Here is a 23,366-nt window from a genome sequence, read left to right as displayed (position 1 = left end):
GCAACGCGAGCGGACCGGCGGAAAGGTCCCCATCATGAACACCCTGCCGAAACCGGGCGAGCAGACCCGCGTCGTCGACCGACGGATCGAGAAGACCGTCCCGTTGGTCACCCCGCAGGCGTTGCACGACGAGTTCCCGCTCGGTGACGAGCTCGCCCGTACCGTCGCCGCCGGCCGCCAGGCGGTGACCGACGTACTGAACGGCACCGACGACCGGCTGCTGGTCGTCGTCGGCCCGTGCTCCGTGCACGACGCCGACGCGGCCCTCGAGTACGCCGAACGCCTCGCGCCGATCGCGGAGCGGCTGTCCGACGGCCTGCTGGTCGTGATGCGGGTGTACTTCGAGAAGCCGCGCTCGACCCTCGGCTGGAAGGGCCTGATCAACGACCCGGGGCTGGACGGCTCCGGCGACGTGAACCGCGGGCTGCGGATCGCCCGCAAGCTGCTCGTCCAGGTCACCGAGCTCGGCCTGCCGGTCGGCTGCGAGTTCCTCGACCCGATCACCCCGCAGTACATCGCCGACACCGTCGGATGGGGCGCGATCGGTGCGCGGACCGTCGAGAGCCAGGTGCACCGGCAGCTCTCGTCCGGCCTGTCTATGCCGATCGGGATGAAGAACCGCCCCGACGGCTCGATCGCCACCGCGGTCGACGCGATCAAGGCGGCCGCCGTACCGCACGTCTTCACCGGCATCGACCACGACGGCGCGCCGGCCATCCTGCACACCCGCGGCAACCCGGACTGCCATCTCGTACTGCGTGGCTCGGACAGCGGGCCGAACTACGACGCGGACTCGGTCGCCGGCGCCGTCGAACTGCTCCGCAAGGGCGGGCTGCCCGAGCGGGTGGTCGTCGACGCGAGCCACGGCAACAGCCGCAAGGACCACAAGCGGCAGCCGGTGGCGGCGGGTGAGATCGGCGCGCAGGTCGCGGCCGGCAACAAGGCGATCGTCGGCGTGATGCTGGAGTCGTTCCTCCAGGAGGGCCGCCAGGACCTCGACCCCACCCGGAAACTCACCTACGGCCAGTCGATCACCGACGCGTGCATGGGCTGGGACACAACCGAAACTGTCCTCCAATCCCTCAGAGACGCAGCAGTCACCCGCCGGGGCTAGCTGCTCGGGTCGGGCTCATTCCGCCCCCGCCCCAAGCGAAGCGCGGGCTCATTCCACCCCCCGCCCCGAGCGAAGCGAGGGGCGGGCAGTGTTCACCTTCGTGTCTAGCGGTGGATACAGGTTGCCTTTAGGGTCCCGGCCATGACTGAAATCTCCCGGCGCCTGGTGCTCGGTTCGGTGGCGGGTGGGACGGCGGTCTCGCTGCTCCCACCGTCGCTGCACACCGCGATGGCGCAACCCGTCCGGCGTGGCGGGCTGCGCGCGATCGAGCACGTGATCGTGCTGATGCAGGAGAACCGCTCGTTCGACCACTACTTCGGCACGCTCCGCGGCGTCCGCGGCTACGGCGACCGCCGCCCGCTGCGCCTTCGCAACGGCAAGAGCATCTTCCACCAGCCGATGTCGGGCGGCGGCGAGGTCCTCCCGTTCGCTCTGCGAAAGGCCGCCGCGGACGCGGGCCGTGGCCCGGACGACATCCAGTACCTCGGCGCGCTGGCGCACGGTTTCGGCGACGCGACCCAGGCCTGGGCCGGAGGCTGGAACGACGACTGGATCCAGGCGAAGACCGCCGCCACGATGACCCACTACGAGCGCCAGGACATCCCGCTGCAGTACGAGCTCGCCGAGACGTTCACGATCTGCGACGCGTACCACTGCTCGATCAACGGCTCCACCAATCCGAACCGGACCTACCTCTGGTCCGGCACGGTCGGCTACGAGCCCGGTACGACGGAACGCGCGGTCACGAACGCGGCGTACGACTACGACCACGCCGGCTACGAGTGGACGACGTACCCGGAACGGCTGGAGAAGGCCGGCGTCTCCTGGCAGATCTACCAGGAGTGGGACAACTTCACCGACAACGCGGTCGAGTACTTCAAGACCTTCAAGGACGTCGGGCACAAGATCCTCGCGCACGTACCGGGCGGCTACCGGACCACCGAGGAGTTCTACGACAAGCTCTTCGCGAAGAGCGAGGCCGAGCGGGCCGTCGCGCTGCAGCAGTTGACGGCTGCGGTCGACGAGCTGCCGGCCGCGGAGCAGAAGCTGTTCCGCAAGGCGATGTACCGCTCCGAACCGGAGTCGCTGGTGCCGCGGCTGCGCGCCGACATCAGGGCCGGCACGCTGCCGCAGGTGAGCTGGCTGGTTCCGTCGTCGGTCGACTCCGAGCACCCCGACGCGTCCACCCCAGTCGCCAGCGCGAACCTGATCTACGACGTTCTGGACGCGATCGCCGCCGACCCGGAGACCTGGTCGAACACCGTGCTGTTCGTGAACTTCGACGAGAACGACGGGTACTTCGACCACGTACCGCCGCCGGTCGCGCCGCGGCCCGGCTCGGCCGGCAGCGACGACTGGTACGCCGGCCGGCCGATCGGCCTCGGCCCGCGGGTCCCGATGACGGTCGTCTCCCCGTGGACGGTCGGCGGGCACGTGAACTCGCAGGTCTTCGACCACACGTCGGTACTGCGGTTCCTCGAGGAGTGGACCGGCGTCCGGGAGCCGAACATCAGCACCTGGCGCCGGACGGCCTGCGGTGACCTGACGTCGACGTTCGACTTCGACCGCGGCTACCCGCAGCCCTCGGTCGAGAAGCCCGGCCCGGTGCCGGCGCCGATCGACCGCTGGCACCCGTCGCCGCCGGCCGACCAGGCACTCCCCGTGCAGGAGACCGGCCGCCGCTCGGCCCGCGCACTTCCTTACGGGCCGTCGGTTTCGGGTTCGGTGGCCGACGGCAAGTTGATGCTTGCCCTCAGCAACCACGGTGCGCAGTCGGCGCACTTCACCGTCTACCCGTACGGCGGCGAGCTCCCGGCGCCGACCCACTACGACGTACACCACGAGGCAACCGCTCGAACGCCGGGCGACACACCCACACTGGTGGAGATCCCCGTCGACGGCCCGTTCGAACTCGCGGTCCAAGGCCCGAACCGTTTCTGGGTGGAAGTGGCCGGTTCGTCCGCCGGCGTGGCAGCAGGCCTCGACGTACGCATCGAGAACCGGGCCGGCGCGCTGCAGATCCACCTGGTCAACACCTCCCGCAAGCAGCTCACGGTCAAGCTCAAGGCCCGCGACTACACCGAGAAGGCCACGACACTCGAGCTGCGCGGCAAACAGTCCTGCCCACTGTTCTGGCCGACCGACCACGGCTGGTACGACGTCGAGGTGACCACCCCCGACGACCCGACGTACCGCCGCCGCCTCACCGGCCACCTGGAAACAGGCAAACCCGGCCTCACCGGCTGACACGCGCCGAACTCGCGAGGGCAGTCCTCCACAGGCAATCTGATTGCCTATGGAGGACTACGACGAAGACAACCGGGGCCAGTTCCACTTCAGTAGCCGGCGGGGCTGGATGAACGACGTGAATGCGCCGCTGTACTACCGCGGTATCTATCACCTCTACTTCCAGCACGCCCCGGACAGCCTGGTGTGGGACACGATGCACTGGGGACACGCGACCAGCACCGACCTCGTGCACTGGGAACAAGGCCCGGTGGCGCTGGATCCGAAGGTGCATCCGGGCGACCTGTGGTCCGGCGGCGGCGTGGTCGACCTGGCGAACACGAGCGGCCTGAAGAACGGCGACGAGGACCCGATCGTCGTGTACTCCGGGACGAACGGCGCCACGGTCTTCTACAGCCTGGACGGCGGCAACACGTTCACGGCGTACGCCGGAGGGAAGGCGGTCGTCACGCCCGGCGGCACGAGCCGGGATCCGAAGGTGTTCCGGGATCCGGTGACGGAGACGTGGGGCATGGTCGTGTGGTCGGACGAGGGCGGGAACGGGGCGGACTTCTACACGTCGCTCAACCTGCTCGACTGGACGTTCGCGTCGCGGTACCGCGCGGACTGGTTGTTCGAGTGCCCGAACCTGATCCGGATGCCGGTCGAGGGCGGGTACCGGTGGGTGCTGCACGCGGGGAGCGGCGAGTACTACGTCGGCGATTGGGACGGTACGACGTACACGAGTGACTGGACTGTGCCGCGGAAGCTCAACCAGACGAAGACCTTCGCGGGGAGCGGGTACTACGCGGGGTTGACGTTCGAGAATCTGCCGGACCAGCGGATCGTGTCGATGGCGTGGCAGGGGGAGAACAAGGGGGCGGTGTGGACGGGCAACGCGTCGTTTCCGGTCGAGTTGCGGCTGGCGGAGACGATCGACGGATTGCAGATCGTCTGCACTCCGATCGCCGAACTCGCCTCACTGCGCGTGGCGACGGAGATTCAGCAGGACCTGGTGGTCGAGGACGGTACGCGGCAGCTCGCGACCGGCAGCACCTACGAGCTGGAGGCCGTCGTCGACGTCAGCCAGGCGAGGCGGGTCACGCTGAAGGTGGGGCGTGAGGTGACGTACGACGTGGCGGAGCAGACGCTGGACGGCGCCACGCTGCGGGCGACCGACGGCCGGATCAAGCTGCGCCTACTGGTCGATCGCGATCAGCTGGACGTGTTCGGGAACGACGGTGCGGTCTACCAGAGCTACAACGTTCGTCCCACCGACCTGGAGCTGATCGCCGAAGGGCGGGTGGTCGTCGACCAGTTGGCGGTCCACCAGCTCGGGTCTATCTGGCGATAGCCGCCGTCCGTGCCCTCGTCACCGTGATCAGGTCGGCGGGGGAGAGGCCGATGTCGAGGCCGCGCCGGCCGCCCGACACGTAGACGGTCGGGTGGTCGGCGGCGGTGGCGTCGACGACCGTGGGCAGGGCGCGCTTCTGGCCGATCGGGCTGATCCCGCCGACGACGTACCCGGTGCTGCGTTCGGCGGCGGCCGGGTCGGCCATCACGGCCTTCTTCCCACCGGCCGCGGCCGCGATCGCCTTCAGATCGAGCTGCTTGCCGACCGGTACGACGCCGACCGTGAGCTTGCCGTCCACCTCGACGAGCAGCGTCTTGAACACCTGCTCCGGATCCAGCCCGAGCGCCTCCGCGGCCTCCAGCCCGTACGACTTCGCCGCCGGGTCGTGCTCGTACGCGTGCGTCGTGAACTCGACCTTCGCCTTGGTCAACGCGACTGTCGCCGGCGTCCCTTGGCTCTGCTTCGCCTTAGCCACGGGTCGACTGTACGAGACGCACACAGCAATGCCCCGGCATGGGTGCGAGCTCCGCCTGGTACCCGACTTCCAGCCCCGCGACAACCCCGGCCACGAGATGCAGATTCATCCCACAGACCAACCGAGGATGCTCCTTGGCCAACCGCCGGAACGGACAGTTCACCAGCGCGATCCCGTCTTCTTCCACCCGAGGCTCGAACCCAGCGCCCTCGAGCACCCCCACCAGAACATCAACCCCATCACCGTCCGCGGCGGCCTGGGCGAGTTCCTCACCGTAGGCGTGGGCTCGGCGGTTCGCGGCTTCCCGGGGGGTGATGGTGCCGGATTCCGCGTCCTGGATCGCGGCCGCCAGGAGTTGGCCGGCGACGGCGTACTGGCGTTCGGGGAGGCTGATCTCGATCTCGTGGTCGGAGCGGTGGTACAGCTTCGCGGGCCGCCCCGCGCCCGGACCGGTGCGACCGGTACGCCGCTCGTAGCACGTCTCGAGCAGGCCCTCGTCGGTCAGCCGATCCAGGTGGAACGCGGCCGTCGTCCGCGGGATCCCGAGCGCGGTCGCGGCGTCGTCGCGGCTGACCGGCTCGGCGTGCGCGACGACGTACTCGTAGAGCCGGCGCCGGGTCGGCTCCTCGAGTACGGCGACCGCCTGGACGGCGGCATCGCGCGAGGTGTCCACGGAATGATTCTATCGACAACTTCGGTTGATCAAACAGTATGATGGCAGTTCGCTGATACCTCAGGAGAGTGCAGATGGCGATCTCGGCCGACCTCGAGTCCGTCCCCCTCCATATCGTTGCCCGCCGGGAGCAGATCGACCTGCCGGCCGCGCAGCGTGCCGTCGCGGACCTGCTGACCGCGCTCGGGCGCGATCCGCGGAGCGCGCACCTCGCGGACACCCCGCGCCGGGTCGCGAACGCGTACGCCGAAATGCTCACGCCGCGGGAGTTCGAGCTCACCACGTTCCCGAACGACGAGGGGTACGACGAACTCGTCCTCGCCAAGGACATCCCGGTGCAGTCGTTGTGCGAGCACCACCTGCTGCCGTTCCAGGGCGTGGCGCACGTCGGTTACCTGCCCGGCGACCGCATCCTCGGGCTGTCGAAGCTGGCCCGCGTGGTGGAACTCTTCGCGCGCGACTTCCAGGTGCAGGAGCGGCTGACCAAGCAGGTCGCGGACTGGCTGCAGGACCACCTGGACCCGAAGGGCGTCGGCGTGGTGATCGAGGCCGAGCACCAGTGCATGTCGTTGCGCGGCGTCCGGGCGGCCGGCTCGCGTACCGTCACGTCATCCCTGCATGGCACCCTGCGCGAGAACCCCAGCTCCCGCGCCGAGTTCTTCGCCCTGACCGGCCTCACCCCGTAGGCGGCCAGTCCGAAGATCCAGTGCGTCAGGCCGAGGCGGCGGCCGGCGTGTTGTGGTGGGTGCGGCGGCCGGTGGCGAGGATGTGGGCGACCTCGCCGGGCAGCAGGTCGGTGCCCGGGACGGGTTCCATCTCGGAGACGTCCAGCCAGCGGACGACGGTGGCGCCGTGGTGGCCGTGCACGGCGAGGATGGAGTCCAGGTCCGGCCAGACGGCCGTCGAGGGGTTCGCGCCGTGCCAGCGCAGGGCGACCGAGCCGTCGGTGAAGACACACCCTTCGGCGACGACGCCGGTTCCGGAGACCCCGCTGATGTCGGCGTAACGGACGAGTTCGAACGTCTGGGGTTTCACCGGCGACACCCCGTGTGGCGTGTGAGAGCTGCCATGATCCTTTCCCCGTAGTGGTGGCGTGGGTGGGCTCTCGCCACAAACCGGGGACGTGTACAGAGTGTCAGCGGGGAAGGACGGTCTGTAGCGACTCATCTTCTGTTCTCAAGCTAGATCCAAACCGCCTGAACACGCCAGACCCTGAACCGCGTGTCTCGATCCGCGACACATGATCGAATACGTCGGGTGTTCCTGACACTTGGTACCGATCTTTCCGGAGTGGACGCCCCTGCGAGCGATTTCGGGTTCCTGTTGCACAAGAACCCGGCGCGGCCGCAGGCGATCGACGTCACCGGCGGTTCGGCCCACGTGTTCTACCCGGAGGCCACTGCCGATCGCTGTACGGCGGCGGTGCTGCTGGAGATCGACCCGATCGGCCTGGTGAAGGCCGGCCGCGGCAAGGCGACCGAGGGTTTCACGCTCGGCCAGTACGTGAACGACCGTCCGTACGCCGCCTCCAGCCTGCTCGCGGTCGCGCTCGGAAAACTCTTCCGTACGGCGATGAACGGCCGCTGCGACGCCCGCCCCGAACTCGCCGCGCGGGCGATCCCGCTCGACGTCCACGTACCGGCGCTGCCCTGCAACGGCGGCGCCGACCTCGCGGAGCGGTTGTTCGCGCCGCTCGGGTGGACCGTCGACGCCCGCCCCGTACCGCTCGACCCGGAGATCCCCGCGTGGGGTGATTCGCGGTACGTCGACCTGCGGCTGACTGGCGTACTGCGGCTGGCCGACGCGCTGAACCACCTGTACGTGATGCTTCCGGTGCTCGACGACGCGAAGCACTACTGGGTCGGGCCGGACGAGGTCGACAAGCTGGTCCGGGCCGGCGAGGGGTGGCTGTCGGCGCATCCGGAGAAGGAGCTGATCTCGCGGCGCTACCTCGCGCACCGGCGGTACCTCGCCGACGCCGCGCTGGAACGGCTGGCCGAGGTCGACGGGTTCGCGCTCACGGAGGAGCCGACCGAGGAGGACGGCGTCACACTCCTGGATGGGGCGCCGGCTGGGGACGGCGGGGCGCGATCGGAGGGGGCGTCCGCCGCGGGGGTGGTGTCGCTCGCGGTGGAGCGTCGTACGGAGGTGGCCGGCGTACTGCGGGAACTCGGGGCGCGGCGGATCGCCGACATCGGCTGTGGTGAGGGCGCGCTGGTCGGCGAGCTGCTCAAGGACCCGATGGTCGGGGAGCTGATCGCGACGGACGTGTCGGTGCGGTCGCTGCTCGCGGCGAAACGCCGGCTGCACTACGACGACCTGCCGGACCGGCAGCGGGACCGGCTGACCTTCCTGCAGTCCTCGGTGACGTACGCCGACGAACGCCTCGCCGGCCTGGACGCCATCGTACTGATGGAGGTCGTCGAACACGTCGACCCACCACGCCTGCCCGCGCTCGCCCACTCGGTCTTCCACGCCGCGCGCCCGGCGGCGGCCGTCGTCACGACCCCGAACAGCGAGTACAACATCCGCTTCCCGTCCCTCCCGGCCGGCACCTTCCGCCACCCCGACCACCGCTTCGAGTGGACCCGCGCGGAATTCCGAACCTGGTCCCAGCAAACCGCCACCCGCTACGGCTATACGGTCGAGTTCCGCGCGGTAGGCCCCGACGACCCAGGGGTCGGCCCACCCACCCAACTCGCTCTCTTCCGCCGACAGGTGGTGAACTGATGCAGATCCCCAGCCTGTGTCTGGTGGTGCTTGTCGGGGCCAGTGGGTCCGGGAAGACGTCGTTCGCGCGGACGCACTTCCGGCCGACCGAGGTGATCTCGAGTGACTTCTGCCGGGGGCTGGTGTCCGACGACGAGAACGACCAGGCCGCCAGCAAAGACGCGTTCGAAGTCCTGCACTTCATCGCGGGCAAGCGGCTGGCGGCCGGTCGGCTGACCGTGATCGACGCGACCAACGTCCAGCCGGACGCCCGCAAGGAACTCGTCAACCTGGCCCGCGAACACGACGTACTCCCGGTCGCGATCGTCCTCGACCCACCCGAGCGCGTCTGCGTCGAACGCAACGAGCAACGCGCCGACCGCCAGTTCGGCAGCAAGGTCATCGTCCGCCAGCGCTCGCAGCTCAAACGCGGCCTGCGCAGCCTCAAACGCGAGGGCTTCCGCACCGTCCACGTCCTCAACAGCGTGGAAGAGATCGATGCCGTCAGCATCGAACGCACCCGGCTGTACAACGACCTCACCGACCGGACCGGCCCGTTCGACATCATCGGCGACGTCCACGGCTGCCGCCCCGAACTCGAGCGCCTGCTCACCGACCTCGGCTACACCCTGACCCGCGACGACGCCGGCCGTCCCGTCGACGCCCTACACCCCGACCGCAGAGCGATCTTCGTCGGCGACCTCGTCGACCGCGGACCCGACACCCCCGGCGTCCTCCGCCTGGTCATGGGAATGGTTGCTGCTGGCAACGCGTACTGCGTCCCTGGCAACCACGAGGACAAACTGCTCCGTGTGCTCCGCGGCAAGAACGTGAAGATCAGCCACGGCCTGGAAACGACCCTGGAGCAGCTCGCCGCCGAGCCGCAGGAGTTCCGGGACGAGGTCGCGGCGTTCATCGACGGAGTGATCTCGCACTACGTGTTCGACGGCGGCAACCTGGTCGTCTCGCACGCCGGCCTGGTCGAGCGGATGCACGGCCGGACGTCGGGGCGCGTCCGCTCGTTCTGCCTGTACGGCGAGACGACCGGCGAGACCGACGAGTTCGGGCTGCCCGTGCGGTGTCCGTGGGCGAACGACTACCGCGGTCGCGCGATGGTCGTCTACGGTCACACGCCGACGCCCGAGCCGGAGTGGATCAACAACACGATCTGCCTGGACACCGGCTGCGTGTTCGGCGGCTCGCTCACCGCGCTGCGCTACCCGGAGCGGGAGCTGGTCTCGGTACCGGCCGCCGAGGAGTACTACGCGCCCGCGAAACCGTTGCACGTGGCAACAGCTCCGGAGCGCGAACCCGACGTACTCGAGCTGACCGACGTGACCGGCCGCCGCGTCATCGAGACCGCGTCGCACGGCCGGCTGAGCGTCCGCGCGGAGCAGGCCGGCGCGGCGCTGGAGGTGATGAGCCGGTTCGCGATCGACCCGCGGTTCCTGCTCTACCTGCCGCCGACGATGAGCCCGGTCGCGACATCGCCGGAGCCGGGGCTGCTGGAGCACCCGCGGCAGGCGTTCGAGACGTACCGCGGGCAGGGCGTCACGGAACTGGTGTGCGAGGAGAAGCACATGGGCTCGCGTGCCGTCGTACTGCTGACGCGGGACGACGACGTTGCTGAGCGGCGGTTCGGACTGGCCGGGCGTGGGGCGATCCACACGCGGACCGGGCGGTCGTTCTTCGGTGCGGCGCTGACAGACGAGCTGCTGCTGCGACTGCGCGCGGTCGCCTCCGCTGCCGGTCTCTTCGAAGAGCTGGACACATCCTGGCTGCTGCTCGACGCGGAGCTGCTGCCCTGGAGCGCGAAGGCGGAGGACCTGCTGCGGAACCAGTACGCCGCGGTCGGCGCGGCCGCGCGTACTTCGTTGCCTGCCGCAACCGCCGCGCTGCGGTCCGCGGTTGAGGCCGGGCTGGACGTGGGGGAGTTGCTGGCCACGGCGGAACGCCGGACGGCGAACGCGGAGCGGTTCACGGCGGCGTACCGGCGGTACTGCTGGCCGACGGACGGGCTGGACGGCGTACGGCTCGCGCCGTTCCAGGTGCTGGCGTCCGAGGGTGCGACGTTCCAGGAGCGGCCGCACCGCTGGCATCTCGGCCTCGCAGATCGGATGGTTGCCGCCGGCCCGGAACTGATCACGCCGACGCGCCGGCTCTACGTCGACGCCGGTAACTGGGACGCGGGCGTCGCGTGGTGGGAGGAACTGACCGGTGCCGGGGGAGAGGGCATGGTGGTGAAGCCGGCAGCGAACCTGACCCGGACGGCGAAGGGACTCGCGCAGCCGGGGCTCAAGGTGCGTGGGCAGGAGTACCTGCGGCTGATCTACGGGCCTGACTACACCGATCCGGCGAACTTCGAACGGCTGCGTGATCGGAACCTCGGTCACAAGCGGTCGCTGGCGCTCCGCGAGTACGCGCTCGGGCTGGAGTCGTTGGAGCGCGCGGCGCGGGCCGAGCCGCTGTGGCGCATCCACGAATGCGTCTTCGCCGTACTGGCGCTGGAGTCGGAGCCGGTCGACCCGCGGCTATGACCGCTGCCGGCGGAGGTGGAGGAAGGCGACCGTAGCGAGTGCGATGACGAGCATCACGGCGGGCAGCGACGTGGTCCACTCCTGGAAGGCCGCGTTCAGGACCACGGTCGGGGCGAGGCCGATCGCGGCCGGGACGACGGCCGCACGGTCGCCGCGGTAGACGTCGTACAGGACGAGTGGCGTGAGCAGCCAGCAGGCGAACAGGATGAGATAGCCGACGCCGACGGTGCCGCTCAGGGTCCAGGTGTTGCCGAACAGCCAGCCGAATCCCCCGACGGCGAGTACGACGAGCATGACCGCCGCCGGTGACCAGCGGAGTGCCGCGCGGACGTCGATCGTGCGGCGCACGATCGCCAGCGCGAGGTAGCAGGCGATGACCAGTACTTCGACGGCGATCGTCCACAGCAGCAGCTGCAGGCCGGTGGGGGATCCGTCGGAGCGGTCGAGCGCCGGGGGAGGCGCGCAGACGGTTCCGCGGGGGACGTTCGCGCAGGGGTCCGGAGCGGTTGTCGCGAGCAACTCGTCGAGCAACCAGAACAGCAGCACCGTCACGAAGGTGACGGCGGCGGTGACGCGGTACAGGTTGCCGGCGGGTCTGCCCGCCGCCGGGCGGCGGAGGCTGATACGGGGCGCGCTCACCCGAACACGATGGCGGCTCAAGGGTCCATCGCGTGGTTGGTTTCCGGCGTGTAAACGTCTTCCGTCAAGGGTTGGCAAGGTGTGACATTGCACTTAAGGTCAGTGCAATGTCACACGGTACAGAGGTGCACGCGCAACTGACCGGCGGACTGCTGCAGGCCTGGCAGCAGCGGAACCGGACGGCGACGATCCCGCACGCGATCGCCGAGCTCCGCAAGGCCGGCAACCTGGAGAACCTCCGCCGGCTGAGCGACCCGTCGGCCGGGCCGTACCGCGGGCGGTACCCGTTCCTGGACACGGACCTGTACAAGACCCTCGAAGGACTCGCCTACGAGGTCGGCCGCGAGGACGCGCCGGCGGGGGCGCGGGAGTTCTACGACGAGGTCGTCGAGCTGCTCGAGCAGGCGCAGGCGGACGACGGCTACCTGAACTCGTACTTCCAGGACCCGGACCAGCCGAAGCAGCCGTGGTCGGACCTCGGCTGGGGGCACGAGCTGTACAACCTCGGCCATCTCGTCCAGGCGGCGGTCGCCGCGAAGCGTCAACTGTCGGACGGCAGATTGTTGACAATCGCCCGGCGGTTCGCGGATCTCGTGGTCCGCAAGTACGGCGTGGACGGCGAGGAGGTCGTCGACGGTCATCCCGAGGTGGAGCTGGCGCTGGTCGAGCTTTATCGTGAAACCGGCGACGCGGCGTACCTGACACAGGCACAGCTGTTCGTCGACCGGCGCGGGCGGGGGAAGCTCCGGCACACGATCTTCCCGGGGGAGTACTTCCAGGACCACGTCCCGTTCCGCGAGCTGCCTTCGGTGACCGGGCACGCCGTACGGATGGCGTACCTCGCGGCCGGAGCCGCCGACGTACACCTGGAAACGGGCGATCCGACGCTGCTCGCGGCGCTCGAGCGGCTGTGGGACGACATGGTCGCGACGAAGCTGTACCTCACCGGCGGGCTCGGCAGCCGGCACTCCGACGAGGCGATCGGCGACCGGTACGAGCTGCCGTCCGAGCGGGCGTACGCCGAGACGTGTGCGGCGATCGCGACGATGCAGTGGGCGTGGCGGATGTTCCGCGCGACGGGGCAGGCGTCGTACCTCGACGTGTACGAGACGGTGCTCTACAACGCTTACGCGGTGGGGCTTTCGGCCGACGGTACGGCGTTCTTCTACGACAACCCGCTGCAGCGCCGGCCGGACCACGAGCAGCGTTCGGGCGCCGAGGACGGTGGTGAGCTGCTCCGCCGCGCCTGGTTCGGCTGCCCGTGCTGCCCGCCGAACATCATCCGCTGGATGTCCGAACTCCAGGACCACCTCGCCCTGCACCGCGACAACACCCTCTACGTCGGCATCTACGCCGACGCCCGCCTCACCACCCCGGACCTCACCGTCACCGTCACCACCAACTACCCATGGGACGGCGAGATCACCCTCACGGTGGAGAACGCCCCCGCGGAGGAACGCACGATCGCCCTCCGCATCCCCAACTGGACCACCACCCCAACCCTCACCAACCCGGGCCCGGCGGCTGAACCGCTTGTTGTTCAGCCGGAGGGAGACAGGTGGGTTCGTGTTCGAAGGGCATTCGTGGCTGGAGATGTGATCCGGCTGACGTTGCCGATGGCACCCAGAGCACACGGAACGCACCCGTACGCGGACGCGACCCGCGGAGCGCTTGCTGTTGCCCGCGGCCCGCTTGTTTATTGCGTCGAGCAACAAGACGTCGACGCCCCCGTGGACGACCTGCTGCTGACGCCGGCCCGCGTCGCACAAGCGACGGCGCGCACCGACGGCGGGCACGTCGTACTGGATCTGACCGCCGGTGTCGCCCCGCCGCCGGTGGCCGAGTTGTACCCCGTCCTCACCGGAACACCCCAGGAGACCGCCTCGAAGTACGTGCCGGTGACGTTGTCGCCGTACTTCCTCTGGGGAAACCGTCAGCCCCTGGCCATGCGTGTGTGGCTGCGAACCGAAAGAGAAGACTGATGAAGAGAACCTCGAAGCTGGTCGGGCTCGTGGCAGCGGCCGCGTTGACCCTCACCGCGTGCGGCGGCGGTGCATCCGGGACGAAGGGTACGTCGGACGGCCCCGGCGCCAAGGCTGTCCAGGGCGGTACGTTGCAGGTGCTCGCGAACGCGGCGTTCTCGCACCTCGATCCGGCCCGCGGGTTCGACGGCGGCGTGAACAACTTCTACCGGCTGATCTACCGCACGCTCACCACCCAGGGCGCCGCGCCCGGCGCGGAGGGTACGAAGATCGTCGCGGACCTCGCCACCGACACCGGCAAGCCGACGGACGGCGGCAAGACCTGGACATTCACGCTGAAGGACGGGTTGTTCTTCGAGACGGGCGCGCCGATCACCAGCGCGGACGTGAAGTGGGGCGTCGAGCGCGCGTGGGACCCGGAGATCGGCATCGGTTCGCCGTACGCGAAGCAGCTGATCGAGGCGCCCGCGACGTACCAGGGGCCGTACAAGTCGGGTGACCTGGCAACCATCCAGACCCCGGACGCGAAGACGATCGTCTTCCACCTGAAGAAGCCGTTCGCTGACTTCGGCAGCGTGGTAGCCCAGAACACCTTCACGCCGGTGCCGAAGGGCCAGGGCGCGGGCAACGCGCTGGACAGCAAGCCGATCGCGTCCGGCCCGTACAAGCTGGCCGACTACAAGCCGGGCGCCTCGCTGAAGCTGGTCCGCAACGACAAGTGGGACAAGAAGACCGACGACGTCCGGACCGCGAACCCGGACGTGTTCCAGTGGACGTTCGGGCTCGACCCGGCGACGATCGACGAGCGAATGATCGCCGGCCAGGGCACCGACGCGGACGCGATCGCGGGCACCGTCCAGGCCGCCACCGTGGCCCGGATGCAGACGCCGCAGCTGAAGCAGCGGACGATGACCGGCATCAACGGCTGTACGACGTACATGGGGCTGAACACCACGAAGAAGCCGCTGGACAACGTGAAGGTCAGGCAGGCGATCAACCTCGCGGTGAACAAGCAGACCGTCCGGGACGCGGACGGTGGTTCGGCGCTGGCGGAGATCGGTACGACGATCCAGCCGCCGACGATCACCGGCCGGGTGGACTACGACCCGTACCCGAGCACCGACCACAAGGGCGACGTCGACGGCGCGCGCAAGCTCCTGACAGAGGCCGGCTTCGCGGACGGCTTCACGATGACGCTCGACACCCGCGCGCAACCGAAGATGCAGGCGATGGCGGTCGCGATCCAGCAGGCGCTGGAGCCGCTCAAGATCACGGTCAAGATCAACACGATCGACACCGCGACGTACTACGAGGTGATCGGTACGACGTCCCAGCAGCACGACGCCGCGATCACCGGGTGGTGCCCGGACTGGCCGTCCGGCGCGACGTTCCTGCCGCCGCTGTTCGACGGCCGCAACATCACCCCGAAGGGCAACACGAACCTGTCGCAGCTGAACGACCCGGGCGTGAACGCGAAGATCGACGAGATCTCCAAGCTCACCGACGTGAACGCCGCCAACCAGGCGTACGGCGAACTGGACAAGCAGATCATGGCGCTCGCGCCGGTCGTGCCGCTGCTCTACGAAAAGGTGCTGATGCTTGTCGGCGGCAACATTGGTGGCGCCTACCTGCACGACGGGTTCTCCGGCGGGATCGATCTGGTGTCGGTGGGCCTGAAGGACGCGAGCAAGTGACAACCAGTCCGGCGCTGGCCGAGATCGAGGAGGTGGTGCCGGCGGCACCGCCTGCCTCGGGCCGGCGGGTGCTCACCAGGATCACCCGGGACCGGGGTGCGCTGGCGTGCCTGGTGTTCCTCGGTCTGGTGGTGCTGATGGCGGTCGCGGCGCCGCTGATCGTGAAGCTCAGCGGCTGGGGGCCGTACCAGTTCGACTCCGCGGCGATCAACTCCGACCTGGGCGGGCTGCCGCGCGGTGCGCTCGGCGGGATCAGCGGCTCGCACTGGTTCGGTGTCGAGCCGCAGAACGGCCGCGACCTGTTCGCCCGGATCGTGTACGGCGCCCGCGTGTCGATCACGATCTCGTTGTCGGCGACGCTGCTGACCGGGATCCTCGGGGTGGTGCTCGGCATGCTGGCCGGGTTCTACCGCGGCTGGGTCGACCAGGTGATCTCCCGGCTGATGGACTTCCTGATGGCGTTCCCGGCGCTGATCTTCATGATCGCGATCCTGTCGTCGCTGCCGTCCGGGAACCGGCCGGTGCTGCTGGTCGTGGTGATCAGCGCGTTCGGCTGGCCGTACCTGGCCCGGGTGATCCGCGGCCAGACGATGACGCTGGCGAACCGCGAGTTCGTCGAGGCGGCCCGGGCGTCCGGGGCGAAGGACACCCAGGTGGTGTTCCGGGAGATCCTGCCGAACCTGCGCGGCTCGATCGTGGTGATGACCACGCTCGCGATCCCGGGCTACATCGGCACCGAGGCGGGCCTGTCGTTCCTCGGCGTCGGGGTCTCGCCGCCGACCGCGTCCTGGGGTCAGATGATCGCGAGCTCGGTGAGCTGGTACTCGGTGGACCCGATGTTCTTCGCGATCCCGGGCGCGTTCCTGTTCCTGACCGTGCTCTCGCTGACCGTGCTCGGCGACAAGATCCGTACGGCCATCGACCAGGGGGAGGCGGCATGATGCGCTACGTCCTCGGCCGGCTCGGTGGCGTCGTACTGATCCTGCTCGCCGTCTGTCTGTTCACGTACCTGATCTTCTTCGAGCTGTCGCCGGATCCCGCGGTGATGATCTGCGGCAAGACCTGTACGCCGGAGCGGATCGACTCGATCCGGGACGTGCTCGGGCTGAACCAGCCGATCCTGACCCAGTTCTGGGAGTTCCTGAGCGGGATCTTCGCCGGTCGTGACTACGGCTCGGTGCACTGCTCGGCGCCGTGTCTCGGGTACTCGTTCCAGACCAACGAGTCGGTGTGGAGCATGATCACCGCGCGGCTGCCGGTCAGCATCACGGTCGCGGTCGGCGCGGCGGTGCTGTGGCTGCTCGCCGGCGTGATCGGCGGACTGATCAGCGCGGTCAAGCAGGGCACCTGGTGGGACCGTTCCGCGATGGCGCTCGCGCTCGGCGGCGTCAGCGTGCCGAACTACGTGCTGGCGCTGGTCCTGCAGTACGTGCTGGTCGTGAAGCTGCAGGTTCTGCCGTTCCCGTCGGTGGTGTCTTTTGTTGACAATCCGATTGTCTGGTTCGAGTCGTACCTGATGCCGTGGGTGGTCCTGGCGGTCGGCTACGCCTGTCTGTACGCGCGGTTGACCCGCAGCAACGTCATCGACACGCTGTCGGAGAACTACTTCCGGACCGCCCGGGCGAAGGGCCTGAGCGGCGCGCTGATCATGCGCCGGCACGCGCTGCGGCCCGCGCTGACGCCGATCACCACGATCTTCGGGATGGACTTCGCCGGCCTGCTCGGCGGTGCGCTGATCACCGAGACCGTGTTCGGCCTGAACGGGATCGGCAAGCTGGCGGCCGACTCGATCGCCAAGAACGACCAGCCGGTGATCATGGCGGTGACCCTGCTGGCCGCGTTCTTCGTTGTCATCGGCAACGTCGTGGTCGACCTGCTCTACACCGCGCTGGATCCGCGGGTACGGGTGGTGTCGGTATGAGCGACGAACTGTTGATTGTCGACAATCTTACGGTCACCTTGCCGACCGGGCGTGGTCCGGTGGACGTGGTCAAGAACCTGTCGTTCGCCGTCGGCCGGGACGAGACGGTGGGCATCGTCGGCGAGTCCGGGTCGGGCAAGTCGATGACCGCGCTCGCGGTCCTCGGGCTGCTGCCGCGTGGCGCCCGTACGTCGGGCAGCGTGCGGCTCGACGGTGCGGAACTGCTCGGCCGGACGGACCGCGAGCTCCGGTCGGTGCGCGGGAACGCGATCTCGATGGTGTTCCAGGACCCGTTGTCGTCGCTGAATCCCTACTACACCGTGGGTCTGCAGATCGAGGAGATGTACCGGGCGCACCGCGGCGGTTCCCGCAAGGACGCGCGCCGGGTCGCGATCGAGGCGCTGGAACGGGTCGGGATCCCCGATCCGGGCCGCCGGGCCGGCCACTACCCGCACCAGTTCTCCGGCGGTCAGCGGCAGCGCGTGATGATCGCGATGGCGCTGTGCTGTTCGCCGTCGCTGCTGATCGCGGACGAGCCGACGACCGCGCTCGACGTGACCGTCCAGGCGCAGATCCTCGAACTGCTGGCCGAGCTCCAGGCCTCGACCGGCACCGGGATGATCTTCATCACCCACGACCTCGCGGTGATCAGCTCGATCGCCCAGCGGGTGCTGGTGATGCGGTCCGGCGACCCGGTCGAGTACGGGACCGCGGAGCAGGTGTTCTCGGACCCGCGGCACGAGTACACCCGGATGCTGCTGGACGCCGTACCCAGAATCGACGACGAGGTAGCGCCATGACCTTGCTGGAAGTACGAGGCGTGACGAAGGAGTTCGCCACCCGGGGCGAAGGGGCGCGGGCGCGGAAGACCACGTTCACCGCGGTGGACGACGTGAGCTTCGAGGTCGAGCTCGGTGAGACACTCGCGATCGTCGGCGAGTCCGGCAGCGGGAAGTCGACCACCGCCCGGATCGCGGCCCGGCTGCTGGAGCCCACCAGCGGTACGGTCGTGTTCGACGGGCAGGACGTGACCCGTGCCCAGGGCAAGGATCTCGCCACGTTCCGGAACAACGTGCAGGTGGTGTTCCAGGACCCGTTCTCGTCGCTGAACCCGCGGTACACCGTGGAGCGGATCATCACGGCGCCGCTCACCTACCAGGGCATCACGCCGGCCGGCTCGAGGCGCGCGTTCGCGCAGGAGCTGATGGAGCGGGTCGGGCTGAACCCGGACCACTGCCGGCGCTACCCGGCGCAGTTCTCCGGCGGGCAGGCGCAACGGATCGGCATCGCCCGCGCGCTGGCCGTGAATCCGAAGCTGGTGATCTGCGACGAGGCGGTGTCGGCGCTCGACGTGTCGATCCAGGCGCAGGTCCTGGAGCTGCTGATGCGGCTGCAGCGGGAGAGCGGGTTCAGCTACGTCTTCATCGCGCACGACCTGGCGGTGGTCCGGCAGATATCCCAGCGCGTCGCGGTGATGAACCGAGGCAGAATCGTGGAGCTGGGGTCGCGGGAACAGGTGTTCGGCGCGCCCCGCGACTCCTATACGAAAACGTTGCTGGCGGCCGTACCGCGGATCAACCCGGAGTGGGACGCGCGCCGCCGGGAGAAAGGCAGGAGATGACGAGCTACACAATTCCCCGAATGCATGTACGGGAGCACACCGTTGACGTTCCCCTCAACTGGGAAGAGCCGGGGGAGTCGATCAGCCTGTTCGCTCGGGAGTTGGTCGATCCGGTGCGGAAGGACGAGGAGCTTCCGTACCTGGTCTATCTGCAGGGTGGACCGGGCGGGAAGGGACCGCGGCCGGTCAGTGCGTCAGGGTGGATCGGGCAGGCGCTGAAGACGCATCGGGTCGTGTTGATGGACCAGCGCGGCACCGGCCGCAGTACGCCGGTCAGCGCCCGGCGGATGGCGGCGATGACGGCCGAGGAGGGCGCCCGCTACCTCGCGCACTTCCGCGCGGACTCGATCGTCGCGGACGCGGAGCACCTGCGGAAGGCCGTGTTCGGCGGCAAGCGCTGGTCGACGCTCGGCCAGAGCTACGGCGGATTCCTCACGCTCACGTACCTGTCTCAGGCGCCTGAAGGTCTGAGCGCGTGCTACGTCACCGGCGGACTCGCGTCGATCGACCCGTCGGCCGCCGAGGTGTACCGGCGGACGTACCCGCGGGTCGCGGCGAAGAACCGCGAGTTCTACCGGCGGTACCCGCACAACGTCGAGCGGGTCGGCCGGCTGGCGGACCGGCTCGCGGCGGACGATGTACGGCTGCCCGACGGTGACCGCCTGACCGTACGCCGGCTGCAGTCGCTCGGGATCGACTTCGGGATGCAGCCCGGGTACGAGCGGATCCACTGGCTGCTCGACGAGGCGTTCGACGGCGACGAGCTGTCCGACACGTTCCTCGGCCAGGTCCAGGCGCAGTCGTCGTACCTCGGGAATCCGCTGTTCGCGGCGCTGCAGGAGAGCATCTACGGATCCGGCGACGGGGCGACCGGCTGGGCGGCCGAGGCGGAGCGGGCGCGGCGGCCGGAGTTCGCCGAGGACGCCCGGCCGCTGCTGTTCACCGGCGAGATGATGTACCCCTGGATGTTCTCCGAGATCCGCGGGCTGCGGCCGTTCCAGGGCGCCGTCGAGCTGCTTGCGCAGCGGCCGAGCTGGCCCGATCTGTACGACCACGAGAAGCTCGCCGCGAACGACGTACCGGTGGCGGCCGCGGTGTACTTCGACGACATGTACGTCGACTCCGGGCTGCAGCTGGACACCGCGCGCCGGGTCGGGAACGTCCAGGCCTGGGTGACGAACGAGTACGAGCACGACGGCCTCGGCTCGGACCGGGTCTTCGAGCGCCTGACCGAGCTGGTCGCCGCGATCGGGGGTGGCATCCGGGACAACTGACCGCCGTGTCTCACAATAGGCGTCCAGGGAGGTGGAGCGATGACTGCCGATTCGATCGGGCCGCTGCCGAGCGTACGGCGGCTGGCGCAGCGCGAGAACCTGCGTGACAGCGTGGCCAACGCGCTCCGGGCGGCGGTGATCTCCGGCGAGCTGAAGCCGGGGGAGGTGTACTCGGCGCCGACGCTCGGCGCGCGGTTCGGCGTCTCCGCGACGCCGGTCCGGGAGGCGATGCTGGACCTGGTCCGCGAGGGCCTGGTGATCTCGCTGCGGAACAAGGGCTTCCGGGTCACCGACGTGTCCGACGAGGACCTGGACAACCTGGCGGCGCTCCGCCAGCTGATCGAGCCGCCGACCGTCCGGGACGTGGTCGCGGCGATCCCGGCGGCGGACTACCCGCGGCTGCGGGCGCTGGCCGAGGACATCGTGGTGGCGGCCGAGGCGGGCGACCTGATCGCGTACATCGAGGCCGACCGGGTGTTCCACGTCACACTGCTCGCGTACTCCGGGAACCCGAAGCTCGTCGAGGTGGTGTCGGACCTGCGCTCACAGACCCGGCTGCTCGGCCTGACCCCGCTCGTCGAGAGCGGCCGGCTGGTCCCGTCCGCCGCCGAACACCACGAGCTCCTGGACCTCGTCGAGTCCGGCGACGGCGAAGGCGCCGAGCAGCTGATGCGCCGCCACATCGGCCACGTCCGCGGCCTCTGGGCCCGCTAGCGAGCGGCCAGGGCCTGCTTCGCGGTAGCGGCCGCGCCCGCGCCGTACGCGCTGGTCAGCCGGTCGAGGAAGGTCGGATGGTCGAGCGTGTACTCCTGGGTGCCGACCGTCTCCAGGACCGTGGTCGCGAGCGTGCAGCCGAGATGGGCGGCCGCCTCGTGGTCGAGGCCGGCGGCGCGGCCGGTGAGGTAGCCCGCGCGGAACGCGTCACCGCCGCCGGTCGGGTCCACCAGGTTCGGCGCCGGTACGGCGGGGACCTTCGCGAGGATGCCGCTGGTGTCCTCGATCACCACGCCGTCGCCGCCGTGCGTGGTGATCCGGACGCCGACCCGCTCGAGGATCTCGTCGTGGCTCCAGCCGGTCTTCTGCGCCATCAGCCCGGCCTCGTACTCGTTGCTGAACAGGTACGCCGCGCCGTCGACCAGCGTGCGGATCGCGTCGCCCTCCATCCGGGCGAGCTGCTGCGACGGGTCGGCCGCGACCGGGATCCCGTGCTGCTTGGCGAGCTGGGTGTGCTTGAGCATCGCGTCCGGGTCGTCGGCGCCGACCAGCACCAGGTCGACGCCGCCGGTGGCCTGGTGGATCGCGCCCAGGTCGAGCTCGCGGGCCTCGGCCATCGCGCCGGTGTAGAAGGAGGCGATCTGGTTCGCGTCCAGGTCCGTCGTACAGGTGAACCGGGCGGTGTGTACGTTCTCGCACACGCGGACGTGCGACACGTCCACGCCGGCCTCGGTCAGCGCAGCGCCGTACTCGCCGAAGTCCGCACCGACCGAGCCGACCAGCAGCGACGGGTACCCGAGCTGGGCCATCCCGTAGCAGATGTTCGCGCCCACCCCGCCGCGGTGCACGACCAGCTCGTCGACCAGGAAGGACAGCGAGACCTTGTGCATCTGTTCTTCCAGGAACTGGTCCTTGAACCGGCCCGGGAACGTCATCAGGATGTCGGTCGCGATCGATCCGGCGACGGCGATTCGCATGAGTGGTGCTCCCTCGTTATGTGTGCAGAGCTGGGGTGGTTGAAGACGCTTTGGGCAACCCATAGAGACTACAAGGCGACGACTTAATACACGGAGGGTGGAACTCCCATGGGCCATCAGGTACCGGTGACCGAGGAACTGCACGACTACATGCTCGCCCACGGGATGCCGCTGGACGAGATCGCGACCGAGCTGCGCGCCGAGACCGAGCGGCTCGGCAGCCCGGCGGGCATGCTGACCACCGCTGACCAGGCCGGCCTGCTGACCACCCTGACCCGGCTGATCGGCGCCCGCCGCGCGGTCGAGATCGGCACCTTCACCGGGTTCTCGGCGCTGGCGATCTCGCGCGGGCTGCCGGACGACGGCGAGCTGATCTGCCTGGACGTCTCCGACGAGTGGACCTCGATCGGGCGCAAGTACTGGGAGCGCGCCGGGGTGGCGGGCCGGATCGACCTGCGGATCGGCGACGCGCACGACTCGGTGGCGAAGCTCGACGGCACGTTCGACCTGGCGTTCGTCGACGCCGACAAGGACTGGTACGTCAGGTACTACGAGACCGTGCTGCCGCTGATCCGGCCGAACGGGCTGCTGCTGTTCGACAACACGCTGGCCGGCGGGCGGGTGATCGACGCCGACGGCCCGGCGGACCGCAAGGAGTTCAACGCGCACGTCGCCGCGGACGACCGGGTCGACGTCATCATGCTCGGCATCGGCGACGGGCTGACCCTGGTCCGCAAGAAGTGAGCAAGAAGGCGGCGCCCCGGCTGGCGGTCCAGGGGCTGCAGCACAAGTACGGCGACCGGCCGGTGATCGAGGGACTGAACTTCACCCTCGCCGCCGGGCACGCGATCGCACTGGTCGGGCCGAACGGCGCCGGCAAGACGACCGTGCTCAAGTGCATTGTCGGCGCGGCGGCACCCGCGGCCGGGAAGATCCTGCTCGACGGCCAGCCGATCGACGAACGCGCCGAGTCGGTACGGCGGGACGTTGCGACGCTGCTCGACGACCTCGACTTCTTCCCGGACCTGACCGCGGCCGAGCACCTCGACCTGCTCGCCCGCGCGCACGGCAACGCGGCACCGGAGGATCTCGTCGACACGGTCCTGGACGACATCGGCCTGCTGCCTGCGGCCGACCAGCTCCCCGGGTCGCTGTCCTCGGGGCAGCGCCGCCGGCTCGCGCTGGCGACCGCGCTGGTCCGCCCGCGCAAGCTGATGGTGCTCGACGAACCCGAGGCCCGGCTCGACACCGACGGCGTGCAGTGGCTGTCCGACCGGTTGGTCCAGGAGAAGAAGTCCGGTACGGCGATCCTGTTCGCCAGCCACGACCCCGGCCTGGTCGAGACGGTCGCGGACTCCGTCGTCACCCTCACCCCGCTGCCATGACCGGTGACCGTGGGGTTTCCGGAACATATTCGTCGCCTGGTGACGGTTTCTTTCCGAAGTGCGGCCGTCCG

General features: G+C 69.4%; 21 protein-coding genes. 16 read left to right on the top strand and 5 right to left on the bottom strand.

Annotated elements, in window-relative coordinates; genetic code table 11:
* The first annotated feature begins 34 nt into the window (after positions 1-34).
* The 3 genes from ACFV9C_RS29330 (at position 35) to ACFV9C_RS29320 (ending at position 4,694) form a co-directional block, all read left to right on the top strand.
* On the top strand, positions 35-1,114 hold the full coding sequence (locus ACFV9C_RS29330) for a 3-deoxy-7-phosphoheptulonate synthase (RefSeq protein WP_380198744.1): 1,080 nt from the start codon (positions 35-37) through the stop codon (positions 1,112-1,114).
* 141 nt (positions 1,115-1,255) lie between these two features.
* A complete protein-coding gene (locus ACFV9C_RS29325) occupies positions 1,256-3,361 on the top strand; it encodes a phosphocholine-specific phospholipase C (protein WP_380198743.1) in 2,106 nt (701 codons plus the stop codon).
* Positions 3,362-3,410: 49 nt separating this feature from the next.
* A complete protein-coding gene (locus tag ACFV9C_RS29320; protein ID WP_380198741.1) occupies positions 3,411-4,694 on the top strand; it encodes a GH32 C-terminal domain-containing protein in 1,284 nt (427 codons plus the stop codon).
* Here the strand turns inward: ACFV9C_RS29320 and ybaK are convergent.
* Together ybaK and ACFV9C_RS29310 are read right to left on the bottom strand one after the other, a co-directional pair.
* A complete protein-coding gene (ybaK, locus tag ACFV9C_RS29315; protein WP_380198740.1) occupies positions 4,681-5,169 on the bottom strand; it encodes a Cys-tRNA(Pro) deacylase in 489 nt (162 codons plus the stop codon). The two genes, ACFV9C_RS29320 and ybaK, sit on opposite strands and share 14 nt — an antisense overlap.
* Complete coding sequence (locus ACFV9C_RS29310) at positions 5,162-5,842, bottom strand: helix-turn-helix transcriptional regulator (RefSeq protein ID WP_380198739.1); 681 nt, start codon at positions 5,840-5,842, stop codon at positions 5,162-5,164. The genes ybaK and ACFV9C_RS29310 overlap by 8 nt, the downstream gene beginning before the upstream one ends.
* Before the next feature lie 74 nt (positions 5,843-5,916).
* Here ACFV9C_RS29310 and folE point away from each other — a divergent pair, with 74 nt between their 5' ends.
* Entirely contained in the window at positions 5,917-6,528 is a 612-nt protein-coding gene (gene folE / locus ACFV9C_RS29305) for a GTP cyclohydrolase I FolE (protein ID WP_380198738.1), read from the top strand.
* 25 nt (positions 6,529-6,553) lie between these two features.
* Here the strand turns inward: folE and ACFV9C_RS29300 are convergent, their stop codons facing one another.
* Positions 6,554-6,877: a hypothetical protein gene (locus ACFV9C_RS29300; protein ID WP_344198067.1), complete on the bottom strand. Its 324-nt coding sequence runs from the start codon at positions 6,875-6,877 to the stop codon at positions 6,554-6,556.
* A 186-nt stretch (positions 6,878-7,063) separates the two neighbouring features.
* Between ACFV9C_RS29300 and ACFV9C_RS29295 the strand changes: the two genes are divergently transcribed.
* Positions 7,064-8,572 (top strand): 3' terminal RNA ribose 2'-O-methyltransferase Hen1, encoded by a 1,509-nt coding sequence (locus ACFV9C_RS29295; protein WP_380198737.1) that lies wholly within the window; start codon positions 7,064-7,066, stop codon positions 8,570-8,572.
* A complete protein-coding gene (locus ACFV9C_RS29290; RefSeq protein ID WP_380198735.1) occupies positions 8,572-11,088 on the top strand; it encodes a polynucleotide kinase-phosphatase in 2,517 nt (838 codons plus the stop codon). Before ACFV9C_RS29295 ends, ACFV9C_RS29290 begins: the two co-directional genes overlap by 1 nt.
* Here the strand turns inward: ACFV9C_RS29290 and ACFV9C_RS29285 are convergent.
* On the bottom strand, positions 11,083-11,727 hold the full coding sequence (locus tag ACFV9C_RS29285) for a hypothetical protein (protein WP_380198734.1): 645 nt from the start codon (positions 11,725-11,727) through the stop codon (positions 11,083-11,085). The genes ACFV9C_RS29290 and ACFV9C_RS29285 overlap by 6 nt on opposite strands.
* A gap of 107 nt (positions 11,728-11,834) precedes the next feature.
* On the opposite strand from ACFV9C_RS29285, the gene ACFV9C_RS29280 reads away from it, so the two are divergent.
* From ACFV9C_RS29280 to ACFV9C_RS29245, 8 genes are read left to right on the top strand one after another with little or no spacing between them, the layout of a single operon-like run.
* A complete protein-coding gene (locus tag ACFV9C_RS29280) occupies positions 11,835-13,709 on the top strand; it encodes a glycoside hydrolase family 127 protein (protein ID WP_380198733.1) in 1,875 nt (624 codons plus the stop codon).
* Entirely contained in the window at positions 13,709-15,403 is a 1,695-nt protein-coding gene (locus ACFV9C_RS29275; protein WP_380198732.1) for an ABC transporter substrate-binding protein, read from the top strand. The genes ACFV9C_RS29280 and ACFV9C_RS29275 overlap by 1 nt, the downstream gene beginning before the upstream one ends.
* Positions 15,400-16,344, top strand: coding sequence for an ABC transporter permease (locus ACFV9C_RS29270; RefSeq protein WP_380198731.1), 945 nt, complete (start codon positions 15,400-15,402; stop codon positions 16,342-16,344). Before ACFV9C_RS29275 ends, ACFV9C_RS29270 begins: the two co-directional genes overlap by 4 nt.
* Positions 16,341-17,324 (top strand): ABC transporter permease, encoded by a 984-nt coding sequence (locus ACFV9C_RS29265; RefSeq protein WP_380198729.1) that lies wholly within the window; start codon positions 16,341-16,343, stop codon positions 17,322-17,324. Before ACFV9C_RS29270 ends, ACFV9C_RS29265 begins: the two co-directional genes overlap by 4 nt.
* On the top strand, positions 17,321-18,124 hold the full coding sequence (locus ACFV9C_RS29260) for an ABC transporter ATP-binding protein (protein ID WP_380198727.1): 804 nt from the start codon (positions 17,321-17,323) through the stop codon (positions 18,122-18,124). Before ACFV9C_RS29265 ends, ACFV9C_RS29260 begins: the two co-directional genes overlap by 4 nt.
* A complete protein-coding gene (locus ACFV9C_RS29255) occupies positions 18,121-18,945 on the top strand; it encodes an ATP-binding cassette domain-containing protein (protein WP_380198726.1) in 825 nt (274 codons plus the stop codon). Before ACFV9C_RS29260 ends, ACFV9C_RS29255 begins: the two co-directional genes overlap by 4 nt.
* 20 nt (positions 18,946-18,965) lie before the next feature.
* Entirely contained in the window at positions 18,966-20,219 is a 1,254-nt protein-coding gene (locus tag ACFV9C_RS29250) for an alpha/beta fold hydrolase (protein WP_380198725.1), read from the top strand.
* A gap of 39 nt (positions 20,220-20,258) precedes the next feature.
* Positions 20,259-20,933, top strand: coding sequence for a GntR family transcriptional regulator (locus tag ACFV9C_RS29245; RefSeq protein WP_380198724.1), 675 nt, complete (start codon positions 20,259-20,261; stop codon positions 20,931-20,933).
* On the opposite strand, the gene ACFV9C_RS29240 is transcribed toward ACFV9C_RS29245, so the two are convergent.
* Positions 20,930-21,910: a carbohydrate kinase family protein gene (locus ACFV9C_RS29240; RefSeq protein WP_380198722.1), complete on the bottom strand. Its 981-nt coding sequence runs from the start codon at positions 21,908-21,910 to the stop codon at positions 20,930-20,932. The two genes, ACFV9C_RS29245 and ACFV9C_RS29240, sit on opposite strands and share 4 nt — an antisense overlap.
* A gap of 108 nt (positions 21,911-22,018) precedes the next feature.
* On the opposite strand from ACFV9C_RS29240, the gene ACFV9C_RS29235 reads away from it, so the two are divergent.
* Positions 22,019-22,654, top strand: coding sequence for an O-methyltransferase (locus ACFV9C_RS29235; protein ID WP_380198721.1), 636 nt, complete (start codon positions 22,019-22,021; stop codon positions 22,652-22,654).
* The gene (ccmA, locus tag ACFV9C_RS29230; protein ID WP_380198720.1) at positions 22,651-23,295 is read left to right on the top strand and encodes a heme ABC exporter ATP-binding protein CcmA; all 645 of its coding nucleotides are present in this window, start codon (positions 22,651-22,653) and stop codon (positions 23,293-23,295) included. Before ACFV9C_RS29235 ends, ccmA begins: the two co-directional genes overlap by 4 nt.
* Positions 23,296-23,366 lie beyond the last annotated feature (71 nt).

It is taken from the genome of Kribbella sp. NPDC059898 (assembly GCF_042730855.1).
Lineage (GTDB): Bacteria > Actinomycetota > Actinomycetes > Propionibacteriales > Kribbellaceae > Kribbella.
The sequence above is the reverse complement of the archived record's forward strand: the minus strand, read 5'-3'. Positions and strand labels throughout refer to the sequence as shown.

What these genes read in the sequence shown, in the direction of transcription:
- ACFV9C_RS29330 (WP_380198744.1), top strand. Translation starts at nt 35, where the DNA reads ATGAACACCCTGCCGAAACCGGGCGAGCAGACCCGCGTCGTCGACCGA.
- ACFV9C_RS29325 (WP_380198743.1), top strand. Translation starts at nt 1,256, where the DNA reads ATGACTGAAATCTCCCGGCGCCTGGTGCTCGGTTCGGTGGCGGGTGGG.
- ACFV9C_RS29320 (WP_380198741.1), top strand. Translation starts at nt 3,411, where the DNA reads ATGGAGGACTACGACGAAGACAACCGGGGCCAGTTCCACTTCAGTAGC.
- folE (WP_380198738.1), top strand. Translation starts at nt 5,917, where the DNA reads ATGGCGATCTCGGCCGACCTCGAGTCCGTCCCCCTCCATATCGTTGCC.
- ACFV9C_RS29290 (WP_380198735.1), top strand. Translation starts at nt 8,572, where the DNA reads ATGCAGATCCCCAGCCTGTGTCTGGTGGTGCTTGTCGGGGCCAGTGGG.
- ACFV9C_RS29280 (WP_380198733.1), top strand. Translation starts at nt 11,835, where the DNA reads ATGTCACACGGTACAGAGGTGCACGCGCAACTGACCGGCGGACTGCTG.
- ACFV9C_RS29275 (WP_380198732.1), top strand. Translation starts at nt 13,709, where the DNA reads ATGAAGAGAACCTCGAAGCTGGTCGGGCTCGTGGCAGCGGCCGCGTTG.
- ACFV9C_RS29265 (WP_380198729.1), top strand. Translation starts at nt 16,341, where the DNA reads ATGATGCGCTACGTCCTCGGCCGGCTCGGTGGCGTCGTACTGATCCTG.
- ACFV9C_RS29260 (WP_380198727.1), top strand. Translation starts at nt 17,321, where the DNA reads ATGAGCGACGAACTGTTGATTGTCGACAATCTTACGGTCACCTTGCCG.
- ACFV9C_RS29255 (WP_380198726.1), top strand. Translation starts at nt 18,121, where the DNA reads ATGACCTTGCTGGAAGTACGAGGCGTGACGAAGGAGTTCGCCACCCGG.
- ACFV9C_RS29250 (WP_380198725.1), top strand. Translation starts at nt 18,966, where the DNA reads ATGCATGTACGGGAGCACACCGTTGACGTTCCCCTCAACTGGGAAGAG.
- ACFV9C_RS29245 (WP_380198724.1), top strand. Translation starts at nt 20,259, where the DNA reads ATGACTGCCGATTCGATCGGGCCGCTGCCGAGCGTACGGCGGCTGGCG.
- ACFV9C_RS29240 (WP_380198722.1), bottom strand. Translation starts at nt 21,910, where the DNA reads ATGCGAATCGCCGTCGCCGGATCGATCGCGACCGACATCCTGATGACG.
- ACFV9C_RS29235 (WP_380198721.1), top strand. Translation starts at nt 22,019, where the DNA reads ATGGGCCATCAGGTACCGGTGACCGAGGAACTGCACGACTACATGCTC.